We start from the raw sequence: 24995 nt of genomic DNA on the forward strand, positions 1-24995 counted from the left end.
TGATTCCTTTAATTAAAATGTAACATTTAGACCAAACATGAATTTACGAGCTTGTGGGTACGGAGAGATCGCCACACCAACCGAGCCTGCCTTGTATTTATTGCCAACCTCAGCCGGAAGTTCCGGGTCAACTCCGGAGAAACCGGAAAGGACAAACAAGTTCTCACCCGAGAAAGAAAGACGGATATTATCTACATACTGAATCTTCCAAGGTAATGTATAGCCTAACGTCAAGCTACGTAAGCGTAAGTAGCTAGCGTCCTCCAGATAACGGGAAGATCCCTTGCTGGATTGGCTCTTATTGCCATATTCCGCCTTGGGGTGGGTAGCGATATCGCCCGGTTTTTCCCAACGATTCCAACCTTCCTTCAAATTCATCTGGTTATAATTTACATAAGCGCCGTCACTATCATACATCGAACGGTCGTAATTATAAATATCACCTCCTACGGAATAACCGAAGACAGCGGAGAGATCAATGTTTTTCCAAGATAAGTCAGTAGAGAAACCTCCGTAGAAATCGGGGCTCAACTTACCTATTATAGTCTGGTGCTTAGATGCGTCACTATAATTCGAGGTCGTTACACGTTCCCCATTCTCATTCGTGGTATACCATAACGGAGAACCTGTCTCCGGATCTACGCCTGCCCATTCGGTACCATACCAAGTATCCACGTCTTGTCCCGGAGTCAATATCTTATCCATCGAAATGGCATAACTTGAACCGGCGTTAGAAGTGATGATCTCGCTCTTGCCACCATATAACTCAGTGATCTTATTACGGTTCAGACCTAAGTTAGCTGCGACGCTCCAACTCCAATCGCCCCCTTTCAAGATGTCCACGTTCATCGAGACCTCGAAACCATTATTCTTGACGGCACCCACATTACGATAGATACCAACAATACCCGTTACACCAGGCAGAGGCACTTTGTAAAGCAAATCGGTTGTTTTCTTATTATAATAATCCAAGTTGATAGTCAAACGATCAAACAAGATAGCGTCGATACCTACACCTGCCGTATAAGTCTTCTCCCAAGTCAGGTTCTTGTTTTCCTTCTGTTCGATCACCGCACCCGGATCACCATTATATCCAGTAGACATGGCGTACACCGTATATTGGGAATATAATTCGGTCGGACGGTTACCTACGGAACCATAACTCGCACGCAACTTCAACTGTTGCACCCAATCCTTAGCCTTGAAGAATTCCTCCTGATGGATATTCCAACCACCGCTGACGGAGAAGAAATTACCATATTTAGCGTCCGTACCAAAGTTAGAGGCACCATCCCGACGGAATGAGAAAGACAACAAATAACGATTATCATACGCATAGTTGGCATTGAACAAATAAGATTGTACAGCCCATTCCTTTTGCTCTCCCTTTATCGTCTTAGGAGTAGTAGCGACATCGGCCACAGAGAAGCCCGGAGCGAAACTAGCCGCTGTCTGGTCTTTAATCTCCTGCGTGAAAGTATTCCACTCGTAAGCTAGGATCGCATTGATAGAGTGCTTGTCGAATACCTTGTTAAAACGAAGCAACTGGTTGCTATATACCCTATAAGAAGCGGTGGTCTTATCTTGCAATAATCCATTATCAGCCTCTCCCTTTTTAGAACGGGGATCCTGATAGCTCTTAAAAAGGATACTATTATATTTATAGTTATTTACAGATGCGAAAGTCAACCAATCGGTAAACTTGATATCAAAGTCAAAGTTACCCATAAACTCGTAGGAAGTCTTCTTCTCATAATTCCATTGTAGATCATACAAGTAGTTGGTAGCGTCGCTATTGATCCAAGTAGTAGGTCTGTATTGCTGGATCAGATCACCATTCTCGTCATAAGGAGAGTCCCAAGGAAAGTTAACGTACATGATAGCGCCTAGATCTTGCTGCTGGTCCATCACGTCGCTACGGGTAGCCCATACTTTAGGTTTGATAGTCAACCAATCCGTCGCTTGGTAATCCACATTGAAACGTAAGTTATAACGTTTGTAGTCATATCCTTTCACGGCACCATCCTCATTATAGTAACCAACGGATGTATACGTCTTGATCTTCTCTGAGCCACCGGAAACTGATACGTTATAGTCTTGAGCGAAGCCCAGATGCGTACCCTCTTTCCACCAGTCGAAGTTACGGTTGCGCAAATCCTCCGTAAAATAACTCGGAAGGGCGTCTTGATTTGCGAAAGATTTATAATAATCATATAATTCCTCGCCGTTCATCATATTCATGTTTCCACGGTGCAACTGGTTCACACCCATCTTTACGGAAGCGTTAATCGTAGCTTTTCCGATCTTACCTTTCTTCGTAGTCACCACGATAACACCGTTCGCTCCTTGAGAACCATAGATAGCGGTTGAAGCGGCATCCTTCAAGATAGACATAGACTCGATATCAGCCGGGTTCAAGCTACCCGCTTCCGTACCGACGATTACGCCATCCACGATCCAAAGAGGGTCCGTGCTACCGTTTACCGTAGACTTACCACGGATCACCACCTTACCGGCAGCGCCCGGCTGACCACCACCCGAAGTAACCTGTACGCCCGGAGCCTTACCAGACAATAAGTTCTCGACCGTAGGGCTAGTGGCATCCAACAATTTCTCGTTGCTCACCACCTGCATGGCACCCGTCAAGCTTTCCTTTTTTTGCACACCGTAACCAACAACAACCACCTCCTCAAGGTTCTGAGTGTCTTCCTTGATACGGATAGTCATCGGAGCGCTAGTCGCCTTAACCTCGTGGTTCACATAACCGATGTAAGAAACGACTAAAGTAGCTCCGGCCGGAGCTTCCAAACTAAACTTTCCATCGAAATCGGTACTGGTACCGTTCGTAGTGCCTTTCACAAGCACGTTCGCGCCGATTACCGGCTCACCCGTCACCGCGTCAACAATGGTACCTGAAATCGTAATCGTCTGCTGCGCCACCATTCTCTCCGTGTTTCTCAATTCATTTGGATTAGAAGATGACTTGTAAACAACAATCCTATTGTTGTTTACAACAAAATCAGCATGCTGATTTTTCAGCGCCGTCGTCAAAATCTCCTCGACCGAACGGTTCGACATGTCGATTGAGATACGCTCATTCAGATTGATGTCATTGTTACGGATAAGGAACGTGTAATTAAATTTTTCCTCAATCAAATCGAAAAGTTCTTTTAATGTCGTACTTTCCATTTGAACAGACATCATTTGTGTCTGAAGTTCGGACGCTGAAACCGTACCGGGAATAAACGGCAGTCCCGCAAGCATACATGCGGCTACCATCATCTTTCCGGTCTTCTTGAAATAGTTCATTTCCATTAAAGTTAGATTTAATAAATAATTTTCTCGTTTATACTATTTTCCACACTTACACCTTAGGATTAAGGTTTGTATTTTTATTTATCTTTTATAATAATCTCATCTCCCGAACGAGTCCACACATATTTGTGATCCACGTCCACCTCACGAAGGATCTTATCCAACGAATAATCTTTCGTAAAGCTACCGGAGAAGATTTCCTTTCTCAAAGGATCGCTCTCGACGCGAATACGTACGTTGAACTTACGTTCCAAATCCTTGGCGATACTCATGAAAGGTTGCTCGGAGAATTTCAGGCTACCGTCCATCCAAGAGAGAGCATCCTTGGCATCCACCTCACTGACTCTTACCTTATTGGTCTGCTTATTAAAGCTTAGTTTCCGGTTTGGAGTCAAGGTCACATCGCCCGCATGGGCAACCTCATCCCGCAAGCTCACGTTTACTTTTCCCGACACCAGAGTGACATCGGTCGTTTCATCCATTCCGTAAGCCTTTACGTTAAAGCTAGTTCCTAGAACCTTGATATCCAATCTCTTTGATTTTACGATAAAAGGCTTAAGGGAATCCCGGGTAATCTCGAAGTAAGCCTCACCATCCAATTGTACGCTACGTCCGTTCGTATTGAAATCACTGCCATATCTCAACGTGGAACCTGCGTTGACCCAAACCACGGATTGATCCGGCAAAACGACTTTCGTTTGGGCTCCCATAGGAGTTGTCGTCTCAAAATAAGCCAAGGCGGCAGATTTCGGCTGATTATGTCTCGTACCTATATAATAAGAGGCAGTCCCCACCGATACCACGATCAAGACCGAGGCGGCAACTTTTCCTAAAAACCGAAAATTTAGCCAATGATTCTTTTCAGAAGGAATAGCGGGATCGATAAGTGCCCCGAAATGTTTTTGGAAATCGGCTTTCATATCAGAGGCAAACAAAGGTACATGCGCCGTCGCCCAACAATCCGCCATCTCGGAAAGGCGTTGTTTATGAGCGTCATCCGTTTCCAACCATTGTAGTAATTCATTTCGCCCCTCCTCGGATATATCTCCCATGAGGTAGCTATAAATTAAATCTTCTATGTGTTTATTCTCTATTTCCATGATATTAACAAAGGAGCCGGTTTTCAACCCGGTTTCTATTATATACACATGTTTTAGAGATTCCGTTTAAGGAGATTCCAATTATTTTTCGAAAAAATTAAATATAAGTAAGAAAAGAGGGTAAAGATCGCCTAAAAGTTCACGCAACTTCGCCAAACCGATCTTGATCTGTACTCGTACCGTACTGGAACTGATATGATTTGTTATCGCTATTTCCTCATAGGTCTTGTTATGGTAAAGATATTGCACGAAGATATCCCGGCATTTAGCGGGCAAGGAATCCACGGCACGATAGATTTTCTCCTCGAATTCCTTATTCTCCAGATAAGCCAACGGATGGGGATCGGCGTCTATCTGCAACTCTTGTATCGACAATAAGTTTTCTTGTACATCTGATAAAGGGACTTCTTGCTGGCGTTTATCTCTTAAATAATTCAGGCAATAATTACGTACCGAGCGAATTAAATAAGCGTTTACCGGATGTATTAACGCCGAATGGTGATTCCATACATTCATGAAGACATCATTAACGATCTCACGTGCCGCCTCCGGGTTATAGACATATTTAGTCGCTACGGCGCACAAGTACACGTAGAAGGTCGTATATAATTGTTCAAATGCTTTGGCATCGCCATTATTGATCCGAGATATTATGTCCTCCTTTACAATCAGCACAAACGTCAACCCTTAAGTTTCACTCACAATTGAATCACAAAAATAATGAAATATTCCAGAGATTACCTCATTTTAAAAGAAAGTATAGGGTAATAGCGCCAAACAGCTCGCTAAAGCGGACTGTTTGGATACTTAGGTGACGAACCGGGTGGCATATGGGTGGCATAGCTGTGCCATCCTTATGGCACGCCCTTGCCATCGTTGTGGCACGGCTATGCCACCAGCGTGGCACGACTGTGCCAATGCTATGGAAAGGACTGGCACTATACGTCATTGCAATACAATAACTTAGATTACTTAGAGGAATTGGCGGCACGCTTCTTGTTACGCCAGTAACTGCCGTCACGTTTGCTTCCGAACATATTACGGCGTTTCGACTCTTGCTTGATCGCTTCTTTCTTCTCGGCTACGGCGGCTTTCACCTCCTTGGTCTCATACATATGGCCACCAGCTACGGGGACTTCCTTGCCGATCAGTTTCTGGATATCTTTCAACAAAGGTACCTCCTCGGCGTCGCAGAAAGAGAAAGCCACACCTTCACGGCCCGCACGACCCGTACGCCCGATCCGATGTACATAAGTCTCGGGTACGTTAGGAAGCTCATAGTTAATGACGTGCGTCAGATGATCCACGTCGATTCCACGGGCGGCGATATCCGTAGCGATCAGCACACGGGTCGTATGATCCTTGAAATTCGTCAAGGCACGCTGGCGAGCGGTCTGGCTCTTGTTGCCATGGATCGCCTCCGCCCCTATCTCCGCTTTCGACAAGACACGGGCCACCTTGTCCGCCCCGTGTTTCGTACGGGTAAAGATCAATACGGATTCCAGTTCCGGGTTCTCCAACAAGCTTTTCAGCAAGTTGATCTTCTCGGCCTTCTCGACGAAATAAACGGATTGGTCGATCGCATCCACGGTCGATGAGGCCGGGGTTACTTCCACCTTTTGCGGCTCGCTCAAGATCGTACCTGCCAAGCGCTCGATCTCAGGGGGCATGGTAGCGGAGAAGAACAAGGACTGGCGTTTCTTGGGCAATAGCGGTAAAATACGCTTGATGTCATGGATAAAGCCCATGTCCAACATACGGTCCGCCTCGTCTAAGACGAAATACTCCAAGGTATCCAAGTGGATGAATCCTTGTCCGATCAAGTCCAGCAGACGTCCCGGCGTAGCGATTAATATATCGATGCCTCTTTCCAAGGCTTCCGTCTGGGGCTTCTGTCCCACCCCGCCGAATATCACCGTATGGCGTAATCCGGCGAAACGGCCGTAAGCGGCAAAGCTCTCTCCGATCTGGATGGCAAGCTCACGGGTAGGCGTAAGGATCAATGCCTTGATACCCCGTTTGTAACCTTTCTTCTTCTGGAGATATAACCGCTGGATAATCGGGATGGAGAACGCCGCCGTCTTACCGGTTCCTGTCTGGGCGCAACCCAATAAATCATAACCTTGCGAAACGATGGGAATCGCTTCTGATTGTATAGGTGTTGGAGTCGTATAACCTTCTTGCACGAGAGCCTTACGTATCGGCTCTATCAAATCTAAATCTTCAAATGTCATTCTAAAATAGGGTGAGCCATCACGGCTCGTTATGTAAATAATGCGGGCAAAGGTAGTAAAACTTTATGATATAAACTATCTTTGCGCTTTTTATGCCCGTAAAGCGATATGAAAGAATTATTACTACTACTGAAGAAGTTCTTCGGATATACCTCCTTCCGTCCCTTGCAGGCGGACATCATACAGCGTATCTTACAGAAAGAGGACTCGTTGGTGCTGATGCCCACGGGTGGAGGCAAGTCGATCTGTTTCCAGCTACCGGCTATCTATCTGCCGGGTACGGCTTTGGTGGTGTCCCCCTTGATCGCCTTGATGAAGGATCAAGTAGAGGGGTTGATCGCCAACGGCATCCCGGCGGCGGCGTTGAACAGTATGATGCCGGAAGAGGAGCAACAACAGGTGAAGCAACTTTGCGTGCAGGGCAAGATCAAATTATTGTATATCTCCCCGGAACGGATCAAGATGGAAGCGGACTGGTTCCTGCCCCGGCTGGACATCTCGCTCATCGCTATCGACGAGGCGCATTGCGTATCGCATTGGGGACATGACTTCCGTCCGGAATACACGCAACTGGCGATCTTGAAGGAACGTTTCCCGAAAGTCCCGGTCGTGGCCCTGACCGCTACCGCCGATAAAATCACCCGGAAGGATATCCTAGAGCAGTTACGGCTTCGCACGCCCCAAACGTTCATATCGTCATTCGACCGCCCGAATATCTCCCTCACGGTACGCCGGGGACTTAACAAGAAAGAGAAGATCGCCGCCATCGTCCATTTCATCCGGGGGCACCGGGAGCAGAGCGGTATCATCTATTGCATGCGCCGCAACGATACGACCGAGCTGGCCGATGAGTTGGCGATGTATAATATCAAGGCGATCGCCTACCACGCCGGCCTCCTGCCCGCCCAACGGGAACAGGCCCAGAACGATTTCATCAACGACCGGGTGGACGTGGTGTGCGCCACGGTAGCTTTCGGGATGGGTATCGACAAGAGTAATGTCCGTTGGGTCGTGCATTACAGCATGCCGGGGAGTATCGAGAATTACTACCAAGAGATCGGCCGTGCCGGAAGGGACGGGATGAAAAGCGATACCCTCCTGTTCTATTCCTTGAGCGACTTGATCGTACTTCGCCGTTTCGCCGAGGAGAGTGGCCAAAGCGAGGTGAACTTGGAGAAGCTAAACCGGATGAGACGGTATTGCGAGTCCGATATGTGCCGCCGCCGTGTCCTGCTCAGTTACTTCGGCGAGGAAGCGGACCATGATTGCGGCAACTGCGACGTGTGCAAGAACCCTCCGCAACGCTTCGATGGCAGTGTCTTGATACAAAAAGCGCTGAGCGCCGTCATCCGGACCGGCGAGCATGTAGGCATGCAAATGCTGATCGACATATTACGTGCCTCCGGTCGGGCGGAACTCTTGGAGAGAGGATACGATAAGCTAAAGACGTACGGCGCCGGACGGGACCTCTCTTATAAGGAATGGAAGGAGTACATTTACCAGATGATCCAACTCGGGTACATGGAGATCGACTACGCCGCCGAGCGTGTCTTGCGGATGACCCCGTTAGGCAGGCGTGTCCTGTACGGGGAGCAAAAGGCCCAGCTCGTCATCTATCGGGAACCGGATGAGCTGACACGCCCCGTCCGGAGAGGCGAGCGGAAATCTTCCTTCAAAGCCCAGCCGATCCGGCCGATCCGGTCCGCCTCCACGGACGAGACCTTGCTGGACTCCCTCCGCCAGCTTCGCAAGCAAATTGCCGAGCGAGAGCATACGCCGGCTTATATCATCTTCTCCGACGATTCCTTGGAAGACATGGTGGAGAAGAAACCGGTCACCTTGGACCAGTTCAGCGACATCCGGGGCGTGGGGCAAATCAAGCTGGACCGGTACGGGAAGGTGTTCGTGGCCTTGATCCGGTTCGTGCTGAAGCTACCGAAATAAGAAGAACACATGTTAATGTTTTTAGCTCCTAAATGGAAATATAAAAAAATCACATATATTTGTCTACAGTTATTAAGCACAATGCCCCATATTCATGATAGACAAACATCTTTCTCTCCTCACCCACCTGCTCTGTCTGTGTTTTCTGGCAGGATGCGAGAATGAGTATTTCAAAACGGGGAGTATCCATATCCAATTGAAGAAACCTTCCGGATACGCAGATATCTCCTTGGCGAATATCCCGGTCACACTAATCAATCAAAGTATAGGCTGTGTCTACACCACGACCACCGACACAAATGGACTAGCACTATTTGAACTAACCGCTGGCATATGCGCAATCTCCGCAAATCAGGAAACCACGACTGGCAACAGGGATTATATATTGAGTGGTAGCCTCTCCAATATCCAGTTCGAGGCCAATGGAGAAGAACGATCCGTGGAAATACCTTTGGAAGTGTCCGAACGAGGCCGTCTGCTGATTAGCGAGATTTATTTCAGCGGTTGTCTCTGGCCTGACGGGAAAAATGTCTATAACAAAGATCAATACCTCACGTTGGTCAATAACTCCGATGACTTGATTTTCCTAGATGGCCTATGTATCGCACAAGCAGGACCCGTAAGCGTGACAAAGCCTTCCGGATGGATGCTCCATACCGATATGAAAGAAATACCTTTATTCATGATGTGCTGGGAGTTTCCGGGAACGGGAGCCGAATATCCCATTCAACCGGGGGAGCGACAAACGATAGCGATTAACGCCATAAACCATACCAATAGCGAAGTGGGAGTTCCGGCCTCGCTCGATTTATCCAGCGTGGAATGGGCTTTTTGGGATCCTATCTTGACCGGAAGCCAAATCTCCGCCGGTGTAAAACCTCTAAACTTGGTATGGCGTGGCACCGGTTTCTCCTATCTGTTTTCCATGAACGGCCCGACGATCCTCTTGTTCCGTCCCAAAACGGACTTAAGAGAATGGATCGCCAATCCGGATCACATCCAAAAAGAACCTGAGAGTTTCAATACGCTAAAATACCTCCATATACCCGCTGATTGGGTGCTGGATATCGCAAATTTCGTCTCTTCAACCTCTACGGTAGCTTACACACGTATCCCATCTTCTATGGATGTGAGTCCGGGTATAGCCACGTCCGGCGGCTCCGGCCTGGCAATGCGTCGGAAATATGAGCAAGAGGGGAAACGCTTCCGCTGGAAAGATTCCAATAACACCGCCGAGGATTTCGAGAAAAGTCCACCTTCCTTAAAACGGTAAGCCTCTATGAAGATCACTATCATTCTATATATGATATCACTATCTGTCTATGCCTCACGGTCATGGGCTCAACAAGAGAGCGCATGGGCTTTATCCGCCAATCCTGTCAGCATCAGCTATGTGCCTAAGGACAGCGCTATGGAAGCTGGTTTAAGTTATTTGATCCATCAAGCCGCCTTACCTGCCAGCGACCAGCCGGATCAAACACAGACCTATAGGGCTTATGTATCCGGTAACCGAAAGCTGGGTCTGCTTTGGCTGGCGGGTGGTATCGATTGGTCGCAAAGCCTACTGGAAGGGAGAAAATGGAATTTATTATCGCAACCGGACTATCTGATTACGGCCGGCGATTCCTTGGGAGAGCCACAACGCATCGAGAAATACAGGATCTACGGACAAGCGGCTTACGTCTTATCCCCGAAAATCAAGGTCGGGATAGATGGAGACTATACAGCTACAAGCAACGAAGATCGCTCCTCTTACCATATCTACCATGGGATGGCACACTTAATCCGGATATCAGGAGGTGTCGTTTACGAACAAGTACGCAGACGTTTTGGAGCCTCGATCCATTATACCCATCGAACAGAGGAATTAACGTATGATACGGATAGTAAAGATAAACTTTATACATTTCCTCTGGGGTATTGGCTTCCGATGCAAGAATTATCGGGAAGTTTCCTGTTTCGCAGCCAAGGAAAACGCCTAGGTGTTTCCTTGCAAACGGAAACCCTAAAAGAGCATTGGAGTCTTTTCCATGATCTCTTCTACGAGACCCAGCAATTAGCGGACAATCCAAATAACTCCGGCAACTTGAGAGGCTGGGAAGAACGGCTGCATCAAATCAGTTACCAAGGTCGTTTTACCCGAACGAATAAATCGTGGACGCATATCTGGTCGCCCACAGCCCGATTCAACCAAACTACGGCCAACCGCATATTACAACGGAATCCCACCACAAGCTCGTCTGCCATATGGACTACATTCGCCACCTATCGCCTAGCAAGGCAACGGATGTTATCTACCCAACTAAGTTACGAGGCGACAAAGAATGATACTTCGGGCGAAAAGGTATCCACATGGCAAATGACTGTCGGATGGAATCGTTTGGAAAATGATTTCTACATATATCCTTTTACGGTCAAACAATATACAGGACTCTTCCACGGAGAGATCGCGTTTCTTCGACAAATCCGCCTACCTAAAGAAAACAAGCTAAGTATCCGCCCGTCCGTGTATATCGTGTCGGGCTATGGCACCGAGATCAAATGGGAGAAGGAAACGCAGAAGGATGAGAATGGCTCTGCAGAAATCAAGCTAGAGCAGAACATGCAAAAAGTGAACGAGGATTTTATTGCTCGCACGGCAACCCGTCTGGGTATCGGTGCGGAAATGGAATATCGGCATCCCATTCATTCCGCCTTATCAGCGGGATTTCGTTTAATAGGTAGTCTCGAACAAACGACAAGTCCCCAATCGCCCCTCGGAGGGGGCGGAAATCTCAGTATTGTCATCTGGCTATAATAGGTCTTAATACTATGCGTTACTCAACTTTGTACAAAACACCAATAAAGATCGTGACGATATTTCTCTTATTGTCATCACTTCATCCGGGCAATTACCTTCACGGGCAAAAGCAACCGGATACTCTGTCCTTTTATTTACCCAACATTTTGGTAACAGCCATCGAGTCTAAGACTCCGGGTACGGTTTCCTTGCTTCCTGCATCAACATTAGAACACACGCAACCGATCACGATCGCTGATCTGACACAATTATTACCGGGAGGTCTCACCAATAATTCTGGGGTGACAGACGCACAATATTTCTCAGTGCGGGAGGTTTCTTTAAAGAACGGGGTAAACCAATTTCATAAGAACGCAGCTATGGGTGCCCAAATATGGGTAGACGGCTCTCCTCTTCATTTCAACACCGGCATCAACGAGCCTTACGAAGGATATGATGCCCGTTTTCTATCTCTCAACCAAGTGAAAGAGGCGGAAATCATCCGGGGAATACCTTCTGCCCGGTACGGAAACTTAACAAATAGCGTATTATTACTCAAGACTCATCAAGGTAGAATGCCTCTCTCCACCAGCATACGTTACAATCCGAAACTGAAACAATATATGCTTGGAAAAGGCTTCTGTATCTCCCCACAAGGCCATACGCTCAACCTGTTAGCGGACTATACCAGCCAAGGCGATTTCCATACCGGCGGCATACGCTTGGCAAACCTTTACCATTGGTTGCCCGCAGGGAAAAAACTAGAATTAAGCCTTACTTACACCTCTCGCATAGGAAAGGAAAAGCAATTCGTCAACGAGCAGAATCATACACAAAGACAACGATTGGATCAGCGATTTTCCATACAAGGGGAATGGCAACCCGACCGACGTTGGCTCAAGAAGCTGTCTCTGAGAATAGACGGTTCCCTTCAAAAAAGCAAACAAACAAAGAGTCAGGTCAACAATGCCTCTAGCCAGCTTTATACAGACCAGAAAGAGAGCGGCGAATGGGAAGCCCGTGTTTTATCCTCAAACTACATGTACACATTAGTCAATGAAAGCCAACCTTTTTATGTAGAAACCGAGATGCTGGCGTCTACCTTATTCCCTCTACGACAAGGGAGGGAGATCAGCTTAGTAGCCGGATTCTCATACCGTAGTGAGGGTAACGAAGGGCGAGGCAGGGATTTCGATCGGCAGAGGCCTCCTTCTACATCTATCCGTCCCCGCTCATTCCGGGAAATCCCGTCCTTGCATACGTTCGGTGGCTTCATTGAGGCCACATACCGGACTTCCAACCTCTATGTAGAAGCCGGATTAAGAAATCAAGGATTGAAAAGCCGGGATTATGCCTTAATCTATCAGACAGAACCTCGCCTGAATCTCTTATGGTCTCTCTTCTCCTCTCCCTCCGGCTATACATTGAGTTTAAAAGGTGGGCTCGGATGGATCAGTTTCATGCCGACATTGGATAAACTCTACCCGGAAGCTATTTATAATGATAAGGTCTCTTTCTATTATAATGATAGCAATGAAAGTGGAAACACCCTTGGTATTCTCACGACACATGTCCCCGGAATGGAACAAAATATGAAATTAAAACCTACCGTAAATCGAAAGATAGAGGTTGGCCTTATAGGGAAGACTCCGGCCATCCGACTAGACATGACCGCTTTTTTCGAGAAACAAACGGATGGCTTTTCCTCCTCGGCACAATATATTCCATTCAGCTATCGGGAATATGATTATCTACCAACCGCCCAACTTCGTCCTGAATACAAAGATGGACAGGTATGGGTGAACGGTAAGGCTGTCCCTTATCAAGAGAAATATAGTTACACGCCGGTATCTGTACCAGTCAATACACTCCATAGGAAGAAACATGGGATCGAGATGGTAGCGGACCTCGGGACTTTCTCACCCTTGCGTACCTCCCTAATCGTAGACGGGATCTGGTTATATGTACGAGAAAAGAATACGGCCCTTAACGGGATCTGGCCGATCCAGTACACAGATAAAACAGAATACCCCTACGTAGGTTTTTACGACAAGCAAGGCGGACCGGGAAATGAAAGTCGTTCGGAGATCATCTCCACGAACTTCCGTTTCATCACCCGCATCCCCAAAATCGGACTGGTCACTACCCTTACGTGGCAAATGATATGGCTCTATAAATATCGTACGCTCTACAACGGTAGCACTGGCGAGAATGTATGGCCCCTATATTGGTGTGGAACAGACGGAATCATACATCCGTTCACCGAGACACAGAAAGAGGATCCAGCCTTCGCGCCTTTACTCTCCACCACCGCGCCGGAACGATTCCTGCCAAACTCTTATAAACCATATGGTATGCTGAATATCCGGGTAAACAAAGCTTTCGGAGAGCACATCACGCTGGCATTCTTTGCCAACAACCTCGCCGATTTACGCCCCACTCGCTATTCGGCCAGCACGAGATCTTACCTTCAACAAAATACCCAGCCTTTTTTCGGTCTGGAATTACAAATAAAACTATGACATCATGAAAACAAGCATACTTTACATATTCCTACTGTCAGTCCTTTACGCCTGCGACTCCCACTCTCTTCTTCCACCCAAGCAGCAATTGGATCAGCAAATAGCGCAACTGAATGATTATTCTTTGTTGAGTGGTCCCTTGAACGACCAGCTATGCGAAGAGATAGAAACCCATGCCCAAGAAATAGGGAATGACTCGCTTTTGCTGGCAACCCGCCAAATCATATACACCCGCTATTGCAGATTACAGGACACGGCCCATGCGAGAATGCTACTCGACCGCATGAAACCTTATGCCATCCGCATAAAAGACAAGCACCTTCTCATGAATCACCTGCGTATGGCATTTCTTCACGCACAGATACGCCAACCCGCAGAATGCGAGCGATGGATAAACGAGGCACGAAAATATGCATATATAAATCCTCAAAACTGGTATATCACGGCGGCTAGCGCTTGTCTTGAATGTGGATTATATCCCCAAGCACTCATCTATGCGGATTCAGCATTGGTGAACTTGAAATATAAAGTGATAAGCTCTCCTCACTTAGTAAAAGCTATAGCATTAAGCCGTACGGGAAAGACCGCCGAAGCGGAGGAATGGACCCAACGATGCATTACCGATATCCGCCACTTTCAGGCGAAACACCAAATACACACGATCAGCTATCTGCAATATCAACTCTTCATGGAATACGCCGTCTCTCTCCGGAAACATGGAAAAAACAAAGAGGCACTATCCGTATTGGAGGAATTAGACAGAGTCTCATTCAATAATGTCGCCACGCCTCTCTTGAGGAACAAAGACAATATCGAGGAATATAAGGTGCGTGTGGCACGTATGTTGTCCGAATGCCATTATGCGACCGGAAATCAATCGGAAGCCATCCAACAGGCAAACCGGGCAGACTCCCTACAATCCCATTATGCCCAAGAGCAAATGAACATACGCAGAAAGATGATCAGCGAAAGCCTGCAAAACGAACTATTATCCACCCGCTTAAAAAGTCAGAAGGCGGAAGCGGAACAGGCACGGCTCATCCAGTATATCCTTACCGGAGTCATTATTTTGCTCATGGCTATCCTAACCGGAGGATACCTTTGGTGGAGAAATCATCGCCGTCGCCTACGCCAGTTATTCGATTTATTGATAAGCCATCATGCGGCTTGGTTGCTAATACACGATCCGCTTCCGCTAATCTCCCGGCCACAAATAAAGTTACCAGATCATTCAGAGGCAAACACCGAGGTCACAACAAAAGCTGATAATCTCCTATATCAACGAATCCTATCAGTTATGAAAGAGCAAAAGCCTTTCTTAAATCCTAATCTCGACCTTGTGACCCTCTCCCGTCTAGTGGGTACTAACCGAACACAACTATCCACCACCCTCAATAGGCAGACGGGAATGAACTTCAGTCGTTGGCTGGCTGAATACAGGGTACACCACCTCCTTTCGCTCGTCGCCCTACGTCCCGACAGCGACATCACCGCACTAGCCTCCGAATCAGGCTTCACCTCCCGAACCTCCTTCTTCCGGCAGTTCCGGCAAGTCACCGGACTTACGCCCAACCAATACAGAAACGTACGAAAAGAGACCGGCAAATAATCTGTTAAAGTACGTGTCTAGCCTTTGATGCAGGGGCTTTACGGCCTTTGGTGTACCAGATCGTTCGGATCAAGTTTCAATACGTTCGCATCTTTTCTCATCCCTTGATTTACCAAATGGGACTGTCTATATTTGACCTCGCAAGTCCCTCTTATGCGGGTTACTTAAGACAGTACCAATATGGAAGAAAAGCAAAAGCCATCCCTAATCGAACGCAGGCTATATGCCCGCATCTTACAAATCATGGAGGATAAGAAGCCTTATCTCGATCCACAGTTCAATTTGTGCCAGTTGGCCAACCTCGCTTGCACGAACCGTACCCGGCTATCCTCTACCTTGAACAATCAGACGGGTATGAACTTCAGTCGCTGGCTGGCTATCTATCGGGTAGAGTACCTCATACGGGAATTTTCCAAGTGCCTCACACAAGAGCCGCAGGAGTTATACAAGACGGCTGGGTTTACCTCCCGTACCTCTTTCTACCGCCAATTCAAGGAGGTGACGGGCAACACTCCCATCGAGTACTTCGCCAACCTATATTATAACAACGTAAATGATTCAACTAAATAAATAGCGATATGAGACATTTTACACTCCTACTCTTATCCGTTTTTACTGTCTATCAAGCCAAGGCGGATATATTGATCCCCTTAGACAAATATCCTACGGGGGAAAAACGTTTCAACTTACAGATCAACGGAAGTCACGATACCAGTACCCCTTGGCTCTCCACCACGTCATTTGGCGTGGATGAAGATGGGCAGATGGGAAACCCGGAGAATTGGACATCCGAACAAATCGACGAGGACAATCACTCGGTAAGTCACCGACTCATCATGAACAGTATTTCCCTGCGCCTCTCCTATCGTGTATGGGACAATCTCAGCCTGTGGGCAGGCATCGGTACCACCAACTTCACCCACGAGGAGACTTTCCGAGATGATGACGACCTAAGCAGTACCATCTTCAGCAAGAACATGGTACCCATCTACAGCGGAGGGCTAGGTTACGGCCATGCCTTCACCGACCGCTTTTTCATGTCTACCCAACCCGGCGTGCGCTATGCCAACAGCGATAACATGACCACCGAGGTGTATTACCAAGGCAAGACCATCCCCTTGCGAGACCTCAGCCTCAACCGCCGTTACCTAGAGTGGGCCGTGCCCGTAGTAGCCGGATACGCACTGGGCAATTTCGTGCCCTACGCCGGCATCCTCTACAAGGACTACACGATGAAAGACCGGTACGAGTTCACCAAGACATATGCCGGCGAGGACTATACCGTTCGTATCGACGAGACCTTCCACGCCCGTCACAAGCTGTACGCTTTGGCCGGGGTGAACTATTTCCTCGCTGACAACATCTCGCTCGGAGTAAACGGAAGCTTCGGCAAGAGGCAGTCCGTACAGTTACAATTCAATATCAGTTTCTAAACCTCTTAAACAGATATATACATGAGAACGACACTCAAAGCACAAGCGATACGGCTGATCGCCATATTTTTGCTTATCTGTGCCTCTACCACCACCGTCAAGGCACAGATCAGCCAACATCCCGAACTGTATAAGGTGAAAGAATTCCACAATATCGATAAAGACGGAGGGGCCTATTACTGCTTCACCGACGCACAATACTACCAAGGGAAGCTCTACGGGGTCTACATAGATAATAACGGCCCCTCATCCATACGCCTCATCGCTTTCGAGGTGAACGGCGAGACCCGGACAATGGAACAATCCACCGTTGGCGACACCGGTAAGAAAATGATCTTTCTCAATGATTTCGGCGTATACCAAGATGCCGAGATCATCGTATACCGCAATCGCTTCTACGTGCTCTGGAAGAATAATACCAATGGCCAGATATGGATCGGCGAGGTGGATATGAAAAAGGGAGAATACAAGAAAACTCGTATGCTCGATGACGGGAAAACTTACGCCAACTTCGCCGCCACCATCTACCGTGACAAGATCTGCGTCATCCTACACCGCCGCACCAACAAGAAACTGCAAGTCTACCAATACGGCGACCCCGAGCTGAACAGCGGCTGGGACTGGTGCGGCACCGTGCGCAACGCCGGACACGATAATATCGAGCTAAAAGGCTCAACAGGCATATCAATGGAATACGATCCCGACGACCACTGGGACGCCACCTCGTGGTACGGCTACGACGACACCGAGAAAAAGAACGTGGAGAAACTCATCATAGGCCGACTCAAGAGCGGTACCTTCGAGGCATTCAGCTACAGCGGCGAGTATGGCAAGGATAACATATGGCCCTCCAACTGGGAAGAATACGCGCATCACGACATAGGACGCTCGAAGACCTTCTCGCTCAAGCTCATCCAAGCCGATATAGAAGGCTACGCAGCCGACAATACCAGCGGCTACAAAGCTTCCTCAAATCCCCTGATCTTCAGCTACTGTACCTATGATGGCAAGGGAACGGGCGAACACTTCCTAAAGAAATTCTACCCCGGCAGCAACAGCTTCGCCACCGACGCACCCATCTACACCGACCTGCCCTACGGCTACACGGTCGTAGCCACCGCAGCAGATCCTACCACCGAGACAGCTCCCGGCGGAGGGCTCTACTACAAGCAATATATCTACCTGCTGCGAGGTAACCAGACTCCATACCATTGGTACAAGCACGCCTACATCGCCTCCATCCGCTCCAACGAGATCGTAGAGAGACGCAGTTCCTTCAACGACGAGAAGGCCCTGTTCGGCAACAGCGAGCTACGCAATCTCGTGCGCCTCGTCGGCATCATCGAAGGACCACCTCCAACGGTAGTGGATAATAACGAGTGGTTCGGCGACCTCGGCGTAGCCTCAAGCCTTGCCTTCACCATGGGATCGGGCACCAGCAACTCCGTGAGTCGGCTCTACAAGAGCGATCTCAAATGCTCCTTCGGGCCGCATACGGACAAACTCACGGCAGCATTCGGCGGCGGATACTCCTTCCAGAAACAACACGAGGAAGTAACAAGCCAGTCCGAGTCCATCACCGTTACCTTCGAAGCAAACGACACAGCAGACTACCGGGCCATCGCCCTCTACTCTGTACCCATTCTGACCCGTTGCGACCTAGAATACCTCTCCCCCACCCGGAGACAGAGTGTACGAATGCCCATATTCAGCTATACTTACATGACACGGCAGAGTATCAAACAAGTAGAAGTGCCTCTCGACCTAGAGCCTTTCCGCATAGACAATCCAAGCAAACTTGGAGACTGGGAGGCCCGTGAGATCCTCACCATGACCGCCAGCGAGCCAAATGTCAGCAAGTCCGTCAACTTCAGCCTCAACTCCGAACGGATCGACATGACGCTGGAAACCAGCGGCACAATCTCCGACAGTCAGACCAAAGGTGCCATCAGCCTTATGGATTTGAAATTCCCCTTCTTCCAACTAGAGAACCAAAGTTCTTGGGAATGGACAGACCAGACCACGGCGACAACCTCGCAGGGTATCAGCGCATCCTATTCGAAGATACGACGCACGGACAAGCACGTCAGGCCGGAAGAGACAGCCGAGTCCTTCTCATCCACCCTCTATCTGCTCACTGCCGAGAAGTCGAACACGCTCCGTGACCAGTACTACCCCAAGCTACTCGAACGGAAGATCAGCTTCGGTACCGACACCTTTCCCTTCATGGTAAACAGCGACAAACCCTTCGTATTGGCGTGGGACATCAACAACATCACCTATGTACGAGGTGACGTGAGCGCCACTGGCAATGAGGAGGTAACGACCGACGAGCCCCTGTCTATCCGCTTCCTCGACGGCATGCTTACGGTAGACTGCCTGCCGGGGGCCACCGTCAACGTCTACAGCATGAACGGCACGTTAACCGGTCACCAGCAAGCGGTATCCGGAAAAGCAATCTTCAGCCTGCCCGGACACCTGTACACCGTGGAGGTAGTGACCGAACGTTACCGGAAAGTACAGAAAGTAGTAAGATAATACAGTTAGAAGCCATGAAGACAAACCTCCTCCAGAGAAAACGCCTCCTAACGGAAGAATCGAATCGCTGTTATCTGTGCGATGCCCCTGTCTGCACAAAGGCATGCAAGCCCGGACTAGATCCGGGCCGCTTGCTGCGGGCCTGTAAAATGGACAACCTAGCGGGAGCTATCCTCCGGGCCTACCGGATGGAAGCCTGCAAGGATTGCGACGGGCATCCTTGCGAGAAGGCCTGCCTCCGCGGACGAACCGACCGGGCGATATCCATCACTCAAATCGTACGGCAATTGCAAGATATGCCAAACCCGACGGATAGTTCTCCCCTCACTTCGTCTCCGGACTTGGCGATCGACTTTTGCGGCATCCGCTGCGCCAATCCCTTTATACTGGCCTCCTCACCCGTAGCCCATAATTACGAGATGTGCGTCCGGGCCCTCGAAGCCGGTTGGGCCGGTATCTGCTTCAAGACGATATCGTTCTATCCGATCCATGAGGTATCCCCCCGCTTCGACCAAATGGAGGTGGATGGCGTACCTTTCATCGGATTCAAGAACATGGAACAATTGTCGGAAGCCTCTGTCGAAGAGAATTTCGATACTCTCTATCGCCTCAAGCAACGCTATCCTGACAAATTAATCATCTCCTCCATTATGGGACGGACAGACGATGAGTGGACACGGCTTGCCCAATATTCCACGCAGGCTGGGGCCGATATCATTGAGTGCAACTTCTCTTGTCCACAAATGACGCAAGAAGGGATGGGCAGCGACGTAGGACAAAACCCGGAACTGGTACGCCGGTTCACCGCCGCCACACGCCGGGGTACCCATCTGCCGATACTAGCGAAGATGACACCGAATATCGGGCAGATGACACCCGTGGCGCTCGCCGCCCACGAAGGAGGAGCCACCGGGATAGCCGCCATCAACACCATCAAATGTATCACCCGTATCGATGAGAAAGCACTTACGGCCCGGCCCGTTGTCTGCGGACTGAGCAGCGTGTCCGGCTATTCGGGGAAAGCCGTGCGCCCTATCGCTCTCCGGTTCATACATGAGCTGGCGAGCGATCCTTCTGCCGGCAAGATGCCTATCAGCGGGATAGGCGGTATAGAGACTTGGCGGGATGCCCTCGATTTCCTGCTACTAGGCTGCACGAACCTACAGATATGTACCGCCGTGATGCAATACGGCTTCCGGATCATCGACGATCTATGCGAAGGGTTACGACTGTTCATGCAAGAGAACGGATATAAAACCCTATCCGACCTCATAGGTATCGCTTTACCGAACATCGTACCCCCCGAGAAACTGGAACGTACGCAGATACACCGCCCGACAGTAGATAACAGCCTATGCCTCGGCTGCGGACGCTGTTTCGTTTCCTGTAACGACGGTGGACATCAAGCTATCCGTTTCACCTCTATGCGCAAACCGGTGATAGACGAGCAAAAATGTGTCGGCTGCCATCTTTGCGCATTAGTATGCCCAACCTTCGCCATACATTGACAGGATGAGGATCGAGACGGGACACCTTATTCTACTATCCATACTTCTTCTGTGCCCGCTAGTCCATTCAGACCTGCGGGCACAAGAGAAGACACCCGTCACACGAGCCGACTCCATCATGCGGCAGGTAATCCATCAAGCCCCCATCTACGAGCACGTCCTCGAGAGCTATGAAGCGGAGACCTACGTGAAAGGCCGTACGCACGTTCCCCGGAAGAACCAGCTGCTACGATACGCCTATCTGGTCTTCCCGATAGAGCGTCATCCCCGCGATGCCTTCTTCGAGATGAGTGGCCTCACCCACTACGACGCTCCCAACCATTATCGCAACGAGATTGTAGCCATCAACAGCAGCCATCTCGCCGCCGGAAGGCATTACAAGGAGATAGCCTCGTTCGTCAACTTGAACGTCTACTCCCCCACGATCTACAATAAGGGAATGATCATGCCACTCTCGCCCGATGCTTTCAAATATTACACGTTTCGGCAGGAAGGCACGGACACGATCTCCGGCATCCCTGTGTATAACATCCGTTTCACCCCTCGCCAATGGAGCCAGAAACTACTATCCGGAAACCTGTACGTAACCGACGAACTCTGGACCATCGACCGTATCGAGATACAAGGGCACTCCTCTTTCTCCGAGTTCAACCTAAGCATACGTTTCAACCGTGACGAGAAGCATTTCATCCTCCCGGAAGAGGCTGACCTGCAAGTCTGCTACCATGCCCTAGGCAACCGGATAGAGAGCGACATCCACGCCGCTTTCCGCTATAAATCGATCTCTTGGGTAGAGGAAGACCATGAGAGCAGGAAATTATACTCGCTCGATCAAACCCAATACTATACGATCACCTCCGACACACTCTCCTTTACCCAAGACAGCACTTATTGGAACAGCCGGAGGGACAAGCCGCTCACTACCGACGAGAAAGCCTTGTACACCACCGGAACGAACGTGGTGAGGACGGAAGCGGACAGCAGCGCTCTCACTCGCTACCTCCAACTCGGCGAGCGGCTCACCAGCACGGTCAACAGGGATTACAAGAGTACTCGTGTGAAGTATTCCGGCCTTCTCAACCCGTTCCAGCTATCTTTCGGAAGCAACGGGATCACCTATAAGCAAGAAGCACGTATCAGTAAGACATTCGAGCATGACCGTCAGCTACGCTTCCACCCCGAGATCGGTTTCCTATTCAAGGAGAAAGAGCTACGCCTACGGCTAACAACCGACTGGGAGTATCACCCCGAGCGTCAAGGCATCCTCAACCTCACGATAGCCAATGACAACCAAAGCTATTCCTCCGAAGTGATCCACCAGATCAACGAGATCCTAAAAGATACCCCAATCCGTTTCGAAGATCTCAACTTGAAGTATTTCCAGCACTACTATGCCAAGCTGATGAACCAGATAGAACTGATGAACGGCTTCCGGCTCTCGGCCGGACTCGCATACCACTATCGTACGCCCGTGAAAAAGAATAAGGATACCGGATTGGATCTAAAGGATCATAATGAGTTCACCCCGGTTATCGGCCTTACCTACACGCCCCGGCAATATTACTGGATGGACGGTTACCGGAAAGAGTACCTACATTCCCATTACCCGACCTTCCGGATCGAGCTGGCACGAAGTATACCGGACCTGCTCGGCTGTACGGGAAATTATTGGCGGATGGAGGCCGGCATGAACCAGACCGTACGGCTGGGCTTATCCGAACGACTGAGTTACAATCTAAGCGGTGGACTCTTTTTTAACCAGCATAACATGTACTTCGCCGATTTCAGCTATTTCGCCAAACGTTATTTCCCCGAGCCTTGGGGCGATCGGTTTGGCGGGATCTTTCATAATCTGGGTGGGGATTGGTGCAATGCCTCCGACAAATATATTCAAGGGCACCTCATGTACGAGAGCCCATTCATTCTATTGCGATTCCTCAAGCCCAATCCCAAGGCGCATAAATACCTCGTGTCCGAACGTTTCTACCTCAGCCAGCTATGGACTCCCGTATTGCCGAATTACAGCGAGCTCGGGTATGGTATCGGTAGCGACCTTTTTCATATAGCGCTTTTCCTAGGCTTCGAGGAGTTCAAGTATCAAAGCGTCGGGTTGAAGTTCGCACTTGAGTTATTCAGATAATTATAAACAAGTATAGATATGAACAAGAGAAACACTATTAAACAACTTCTTCACCGCGGATGCCTACTTATGGGTATCAGCGCAATAACAAGTTCGGCCTTCGCATGGGATTTCGCCGAGCACCGTAAGATCGGCGACCGTGCCATGAGCCTTCTCCCGCGTTATCTGGTGGAAAACGGGATCTTCCCCAACGAGGCCGTCGCCGATAGCGCCTTGCTGCAAATCCTCAACATGTCGCATATGCCCGGCTCGAACGCCTACGCCATGAATGAGCTGACGCAGTTGCCGAATATCGTGACCTACGGTACGCTTTGCGGATTGGCCGGCGACCATGTGGAAAATCCCATGCTCTTGGAGACAGGCCTGCAGACCCATTTCTCCAAGACGAACCGTACGCTGGCTTTGGAGACACAAGCCATGAACGAGTTCCTCACCGGAGCCAACAGCAAGGAGCTGCTCGACATCAATCTGGCTTACGGTATCCTAGCGATCAAGGATCTCTCCCACTTCTACGCCTATGGCAAGGGATTGAACGAGCATCTGAAGATGATCGACCCCGAGCTGATCCGCCGCCTTCAACGCCCCTCGGAAGTAAACAAGGTCTTCGATAAATTAAATCAGTTGCCCTCCATGAGCAAGTATTTCTGCATCCACATCTTCGCTATCTACCTAGCGCAAGAGGCAGGCAAGGAGATGCGTAAAGGAGATACGCAAATGGCGAGCAACCTTATGTTCTACGCCACGATGTACGAGGCTTTCGCCGAGCATTTCCTACAAGACTCCTTCGCCTCCGGACACCAAATGGTACGTAGGGGCTTCTCCGCCTCCGCCGTATCCAACAATAAGAGCTTGCACGATTTCTACAATACCATCCCCGTACAGACCGCTAACCTAAAAGGCGAGACATGGAGTGCTTACGGCGATAAACGTCTGAACCAAAACATGATGGAGTACAACGAGGCCGATGATTACCGGCATATCCGGGTCACGGAGAAGCACCCTTATTCCTTGGAGAAAGGCGATAGCTACGAGCGGGAGACGAAGGTATTCTACCAAGTCGTGACCGCCACCTGCGAGTCTATCGTAGAAGTCTGGAAAGCTTACCAGAATGCTTTGGAAGGATCAGGCGAGAATATCTTGAACGAGATCCCTTCCGAACGAGACGACCTGCCCCAGTTCGTCTACGATCGTTTCCCGGTAATCAAGGATTTCCCGATCCCCTTCGGGACGGATCTGGATGACATCCCCTTGGAAGCTTCCGTCGCCGACCGCAAGGATGAGCTACAGCTGATCGTACAAGAGCCTTTTACCCGCAACTTTATCCGGTCGAGGGTAGCCAACTCCTTCATGTTCCTGATCGGTACGCCGATCCATAGCAACCGGGACGGTGTCATGACGTATGGCGGTCGCTTGAACGTCAGCATGATCAATTGGCATAAGTTCGGGAAAGGGAAAGGCATGATCATGGAGCCGGGTGACATCGCTCATTGGGTATCCCCTACGATCTCCGGTTATTATATGCACGCCCCTTCCTCCTCCTACACGATCAAGAACTGGAACGTGAAGGCGGGCGCCAATTATAACATGGATATATTCGTTTCCCCGAAACGTTTCCTCGGCTTGTATAGTTATTTCGAGATGGGTATAGACCGCCGTAATGACGAGACCCGTTTCTTGGTAGCTCCCTCGGTCGGTATCCAGCTAGGTTCTCTGATCGGTGTCCATAATTTCAATATGCCGGGATGGTTACGCATCCCGTTGGGAATTATCCTCCCCTTGAAATTCGCCGTCACTTGCAATAAGGTGGCCGGCCGTCCCGTAGAATGGATCAGCAATATGGAGGTGGATATATTGTTCTAGGAAACACCTTGAT

General features: G+C 49.3%; 15 protein-coding genes. 11 read left to right on the forward strand and 4 right to left on the reverse strand.

Annotation, left to right across the window (positions count from 1 at the left end; all coding sequences use genetic code 11):
• Positions 1–12 precede the first annotated feature (12 nt).
• The 4 genes from DW205_RS01600 to DW205_RS01615 all read right to left on the reverse strand — a co-directional run bounded on the left by DW205_RS01600 (position 13) and on the right by DW205_RS01615 (position 6649).
• Positions 13–3315: a SusC/RagA family TonB-linked outer membrane protein gene (locus DW205_RS01600; RefSeq protein WP_005862200.1), complete on the reverse strand. Its 3303-nt coding sequence runs from the start codon at positions 3313–3315 to the stop codon at positions 13–15.
• A 77-nt stretch (positions 3316–3392) separates the two neighbouring features.
• Complete coding sequence (locus DW205_RS01605; RefSeq protein WP_008778340.1) at positions 3393–4415, reverse strand: FecR family protein; 1023 nt, start codon at positions 4413–4415, stop codon at positions 3393–3395.
• Positions 4416–4496: 81 nt separating this feature from the next.
• On the reverse strand, positions 4497–5099 hold the full coding sequence (locus tag DW205_RS01610) for an RNA polymerase sigma-70 factor (RefSeq protein WP_008778339.1): 603 nt from the start codon (positions 5097–5099) through the stop codon (positions 4497–4499).
• A 284-nt stretch (positions 5100–5383) separates the two neighbouring features.
• The gene (locus tag DW205_RS01615; RefSeq protein ID WP_005862195.1) at positions 5384–6649 is read right to left on the reverse strand and encodes a DEAD/DEAH box helicase; all 1266 of its coding nucleotides are present in this window, start codon (positions 6647–6649) and stop codon (positions 5384–5386) included.
• A gap of 108 nt (positions 6650–6757) precedes the next feature.
• Here DW205_RS01615 and recQ point away from each other — a divergent pair, with 108 nt between their 5' ends.
• From recQ to DW205_RS01670, 11 genes are all read left to right on the forward strand, one after another.
• A complete protein-coding gene (gene recQ / locus DW205_RS01620) occupies positions 6758–8593 on the forward strand; it encodes a DNA helicase RecQ (RefSeq protein WP_005862193.1) in 1836 nt (611 codons plus the stop codon).
• Positions 8594–8687: 94 nt separating this feature from the next.
• Positions 8688–9866, forward strand: a complete 1179-nt coding sequence (locus DW205_RS01625; protein WP_005862191.1) for a DUF4876 domain-containing protein — start codon at positions 8688–8690, stop codon at positions 9864–9866.
• Positions 9867–9872: 6 nt separating this feature from the next.
• Positions 9873–11390: a DUF6850 family outer membrane beta-barrel protein gene (locus DW205_RS01630; RefSeq protein WP_005862189.1), complete on the forward strand. Its 1518-nt coding sequence runs from the start codon at positions 9873–9875 to the stop codon at positions 11388–11390.
• A 14-nt stretch (positions 11391–11404) separates the two neighbouring features.
• A complete protein-coding gene (locus DW205_RS01635; RefSeq protein WP_005862187.1) occupies positions 11405–13894 on the forward strand; it encodes a TonB-dependent receptor plug domain-containing protein in 2490 nt (829 codons plus the stop codon).
• Between the two features lie 4 nt (positions 13895–13898).
• Positions 13899–15503 carry a helix-turn-helix domain-containing protein gene (locus DW205_RS01640; RefSeq protein ID WP_005862185.1) on the forward strand — a complete coding sequence of 535 codons (1605 nt, stop codon included), beginning with the start codon at positions 13899–13901 and terminating at the stop codon, positions 15501–15503.
• 180 nt (positions 15504–15683) lie between these two features.
• On the forward strand, positions 15684–16073 hold the full coding sequence (locus DW205_RS01645) for a helix-turn-helix domain-containing protein (protein WP_005862182.1): 390 nt from the start codon (positions 15684–15686) through the stop codon (positions 16071–16073).
• Between the two features lie 8 nt (positions 16074–16081).
• Positions 16082–16936: a hypothetical protein gene (locus DW205_RS01650; RefSeq protein ID WP_005862180.1), complete on the forward strand. Its 855-nt coding sequence runs from the start codon at positions 16082–16084 to the stop codon at positions 16934–16936.
• 21 nt (positions 16937–16957) lie between these two features.
• Positions 16958–19474 (forward strand): hypothetical protein, encoded by a 2517-nt coding sequence (locus DW205_RS01655; protein WP_005862178.1) that lies wholly within the window; start codon positions 16958–16960, stop codon positions 19472–19474.
• 14 nt (positions 19475–19488) lie between these two features.
• Positions 19489–20982: an NAD-dependent dihydropyrimidine dehydrogenase subunit PreA gene (gene preA, locus DW205_RS01660; protein WP_005862176.1), complete on the forward strand. Its 1494-nt coding sequence runs from the start codon at positions 19489–19491 to the stop codon at positions 20980–20982.
• Positions 20983–20986: 4 nt separating this feature from the next.
• Complete coding sequence (locus DW205_RS01665; protein WP_005862174.1) at positions 20987–23122, forward strand: DUF5686 family protein; 2136 nt, start codon at positions 20987–20989, stop codon at positions 23120–23122.
• An 18-nt stretch (positions 23123–23140) separates the two neighbouring features.
• Positions 23141–24982: a hypothetical protein gene (locus DW205_RS01670; RefSeq protein WP_005862172.1), complete on the forward strand. Its 1842-nt coding sequence runs from the start codon at positions 23141–23143 to the stop codon at positions 24980–24982.
• Positions 24983–24995 lie beyond the last annotated feature (13 nt).

The organism is Parabacteroides sp. AM17-47 (assembly GCF_003434625.1).
GTDB classification, from domain to species: domain Bacteria; phylum Bacteroidota; class Bacteroidia; order Bacteroidales; family Tannerellaceae; genus Parabacteroides; species Parabacteroides distasonis.

Coding starts and splice junctions, on each gene's coding strand:
- DW205_RS01600 (WP_005862200.1), bottom strand. CDS start 3,315: ATGGAAATGAACTATTTCAAGAAGACCGGAAAGATGATGGTAGCCGCA.
- DW205_RS01605 (WP_008778340.1), bottom strand. CDS start 4,415: ATGGAAATAGAGAATAAACACATAGAAGATTTAATTTATAGCTACCTC.
- DW205_RS01615 (WP_005862195.1), bottom strand. CDS start 6,649: ATGACATTTGAAGATTTAGATTTGATAGAGCCGATACGTAAGGCTCTC.
- recQ (WP_005862193.1), top strand. CDS start 6,758: ATGAAAGAATTATTACTACTACTGAAGAAGTTCTTCGGATATACCTCC.
- DW205_RS01625 (WP_005862191.1), top strand. CDS start 8,688: ATGATAGACAAACATCTTTCTCTCCTCACCCACCTGCTCTGTCTGTGT.
- DW205_RS01630 (WP_005862189.1), top strand. CDS start 9,873: ATGAAGATCACTATCATTCTATATATGATATCACTATCTGTCTATGCC.
- DW205_RS01635 (WP_005862187.1), top strand. CDS start 11,405: ATGCGTTACTCAACTTTGTACAAAACACCAATAAAGATCGTGACGATA.
- DW205_RS01640 (WP_005862185.1), top strand. CDS start 13,899: ATGAAAACAAGCATACTTTACATATTCCTACTGTCAGTCCTTTACGCC.
- DW205_RS01645 (WP_005862182.1), top strand. CDS start 15,684: ATGGAAGAAAAGCAAAAGCCATCCCTAATCGAACGCAGGCTATATGCC.
- DW205_RS01650 (WP_005862180.1), top strand. CDS start 16,082: ATGAGACATTTTACACTCCTACTCTTATCCGTTTTTACTGTCTATCAA.
- DW205_RS01655 (WP_005862178.1), top strand. CDS start 16,958: ATGAGAACGACACTCAAAGCACAAGCGATACGGCTGATCGCCATATTT.
- preA (WP_005862176.1), top strand. CDS start 19,489: ATGAAGACAAACCTCCTCCAGAGAAAACGCCTCCTAACGGAAGAATCG.
- DW205_RS01665 (WP_005862174.1), top strand. CDS start 20,987: ATGAGGATCGAGACGGGACACCTTATTCTACTATCCATACTTCTTCTG.
- DW205_RS01670 (WP_005862172.1), top strand. CDS start 23,141: ATGAACAAGAGAAACACTATTAAACAACTTCTTCACCGCGGATGCCTA.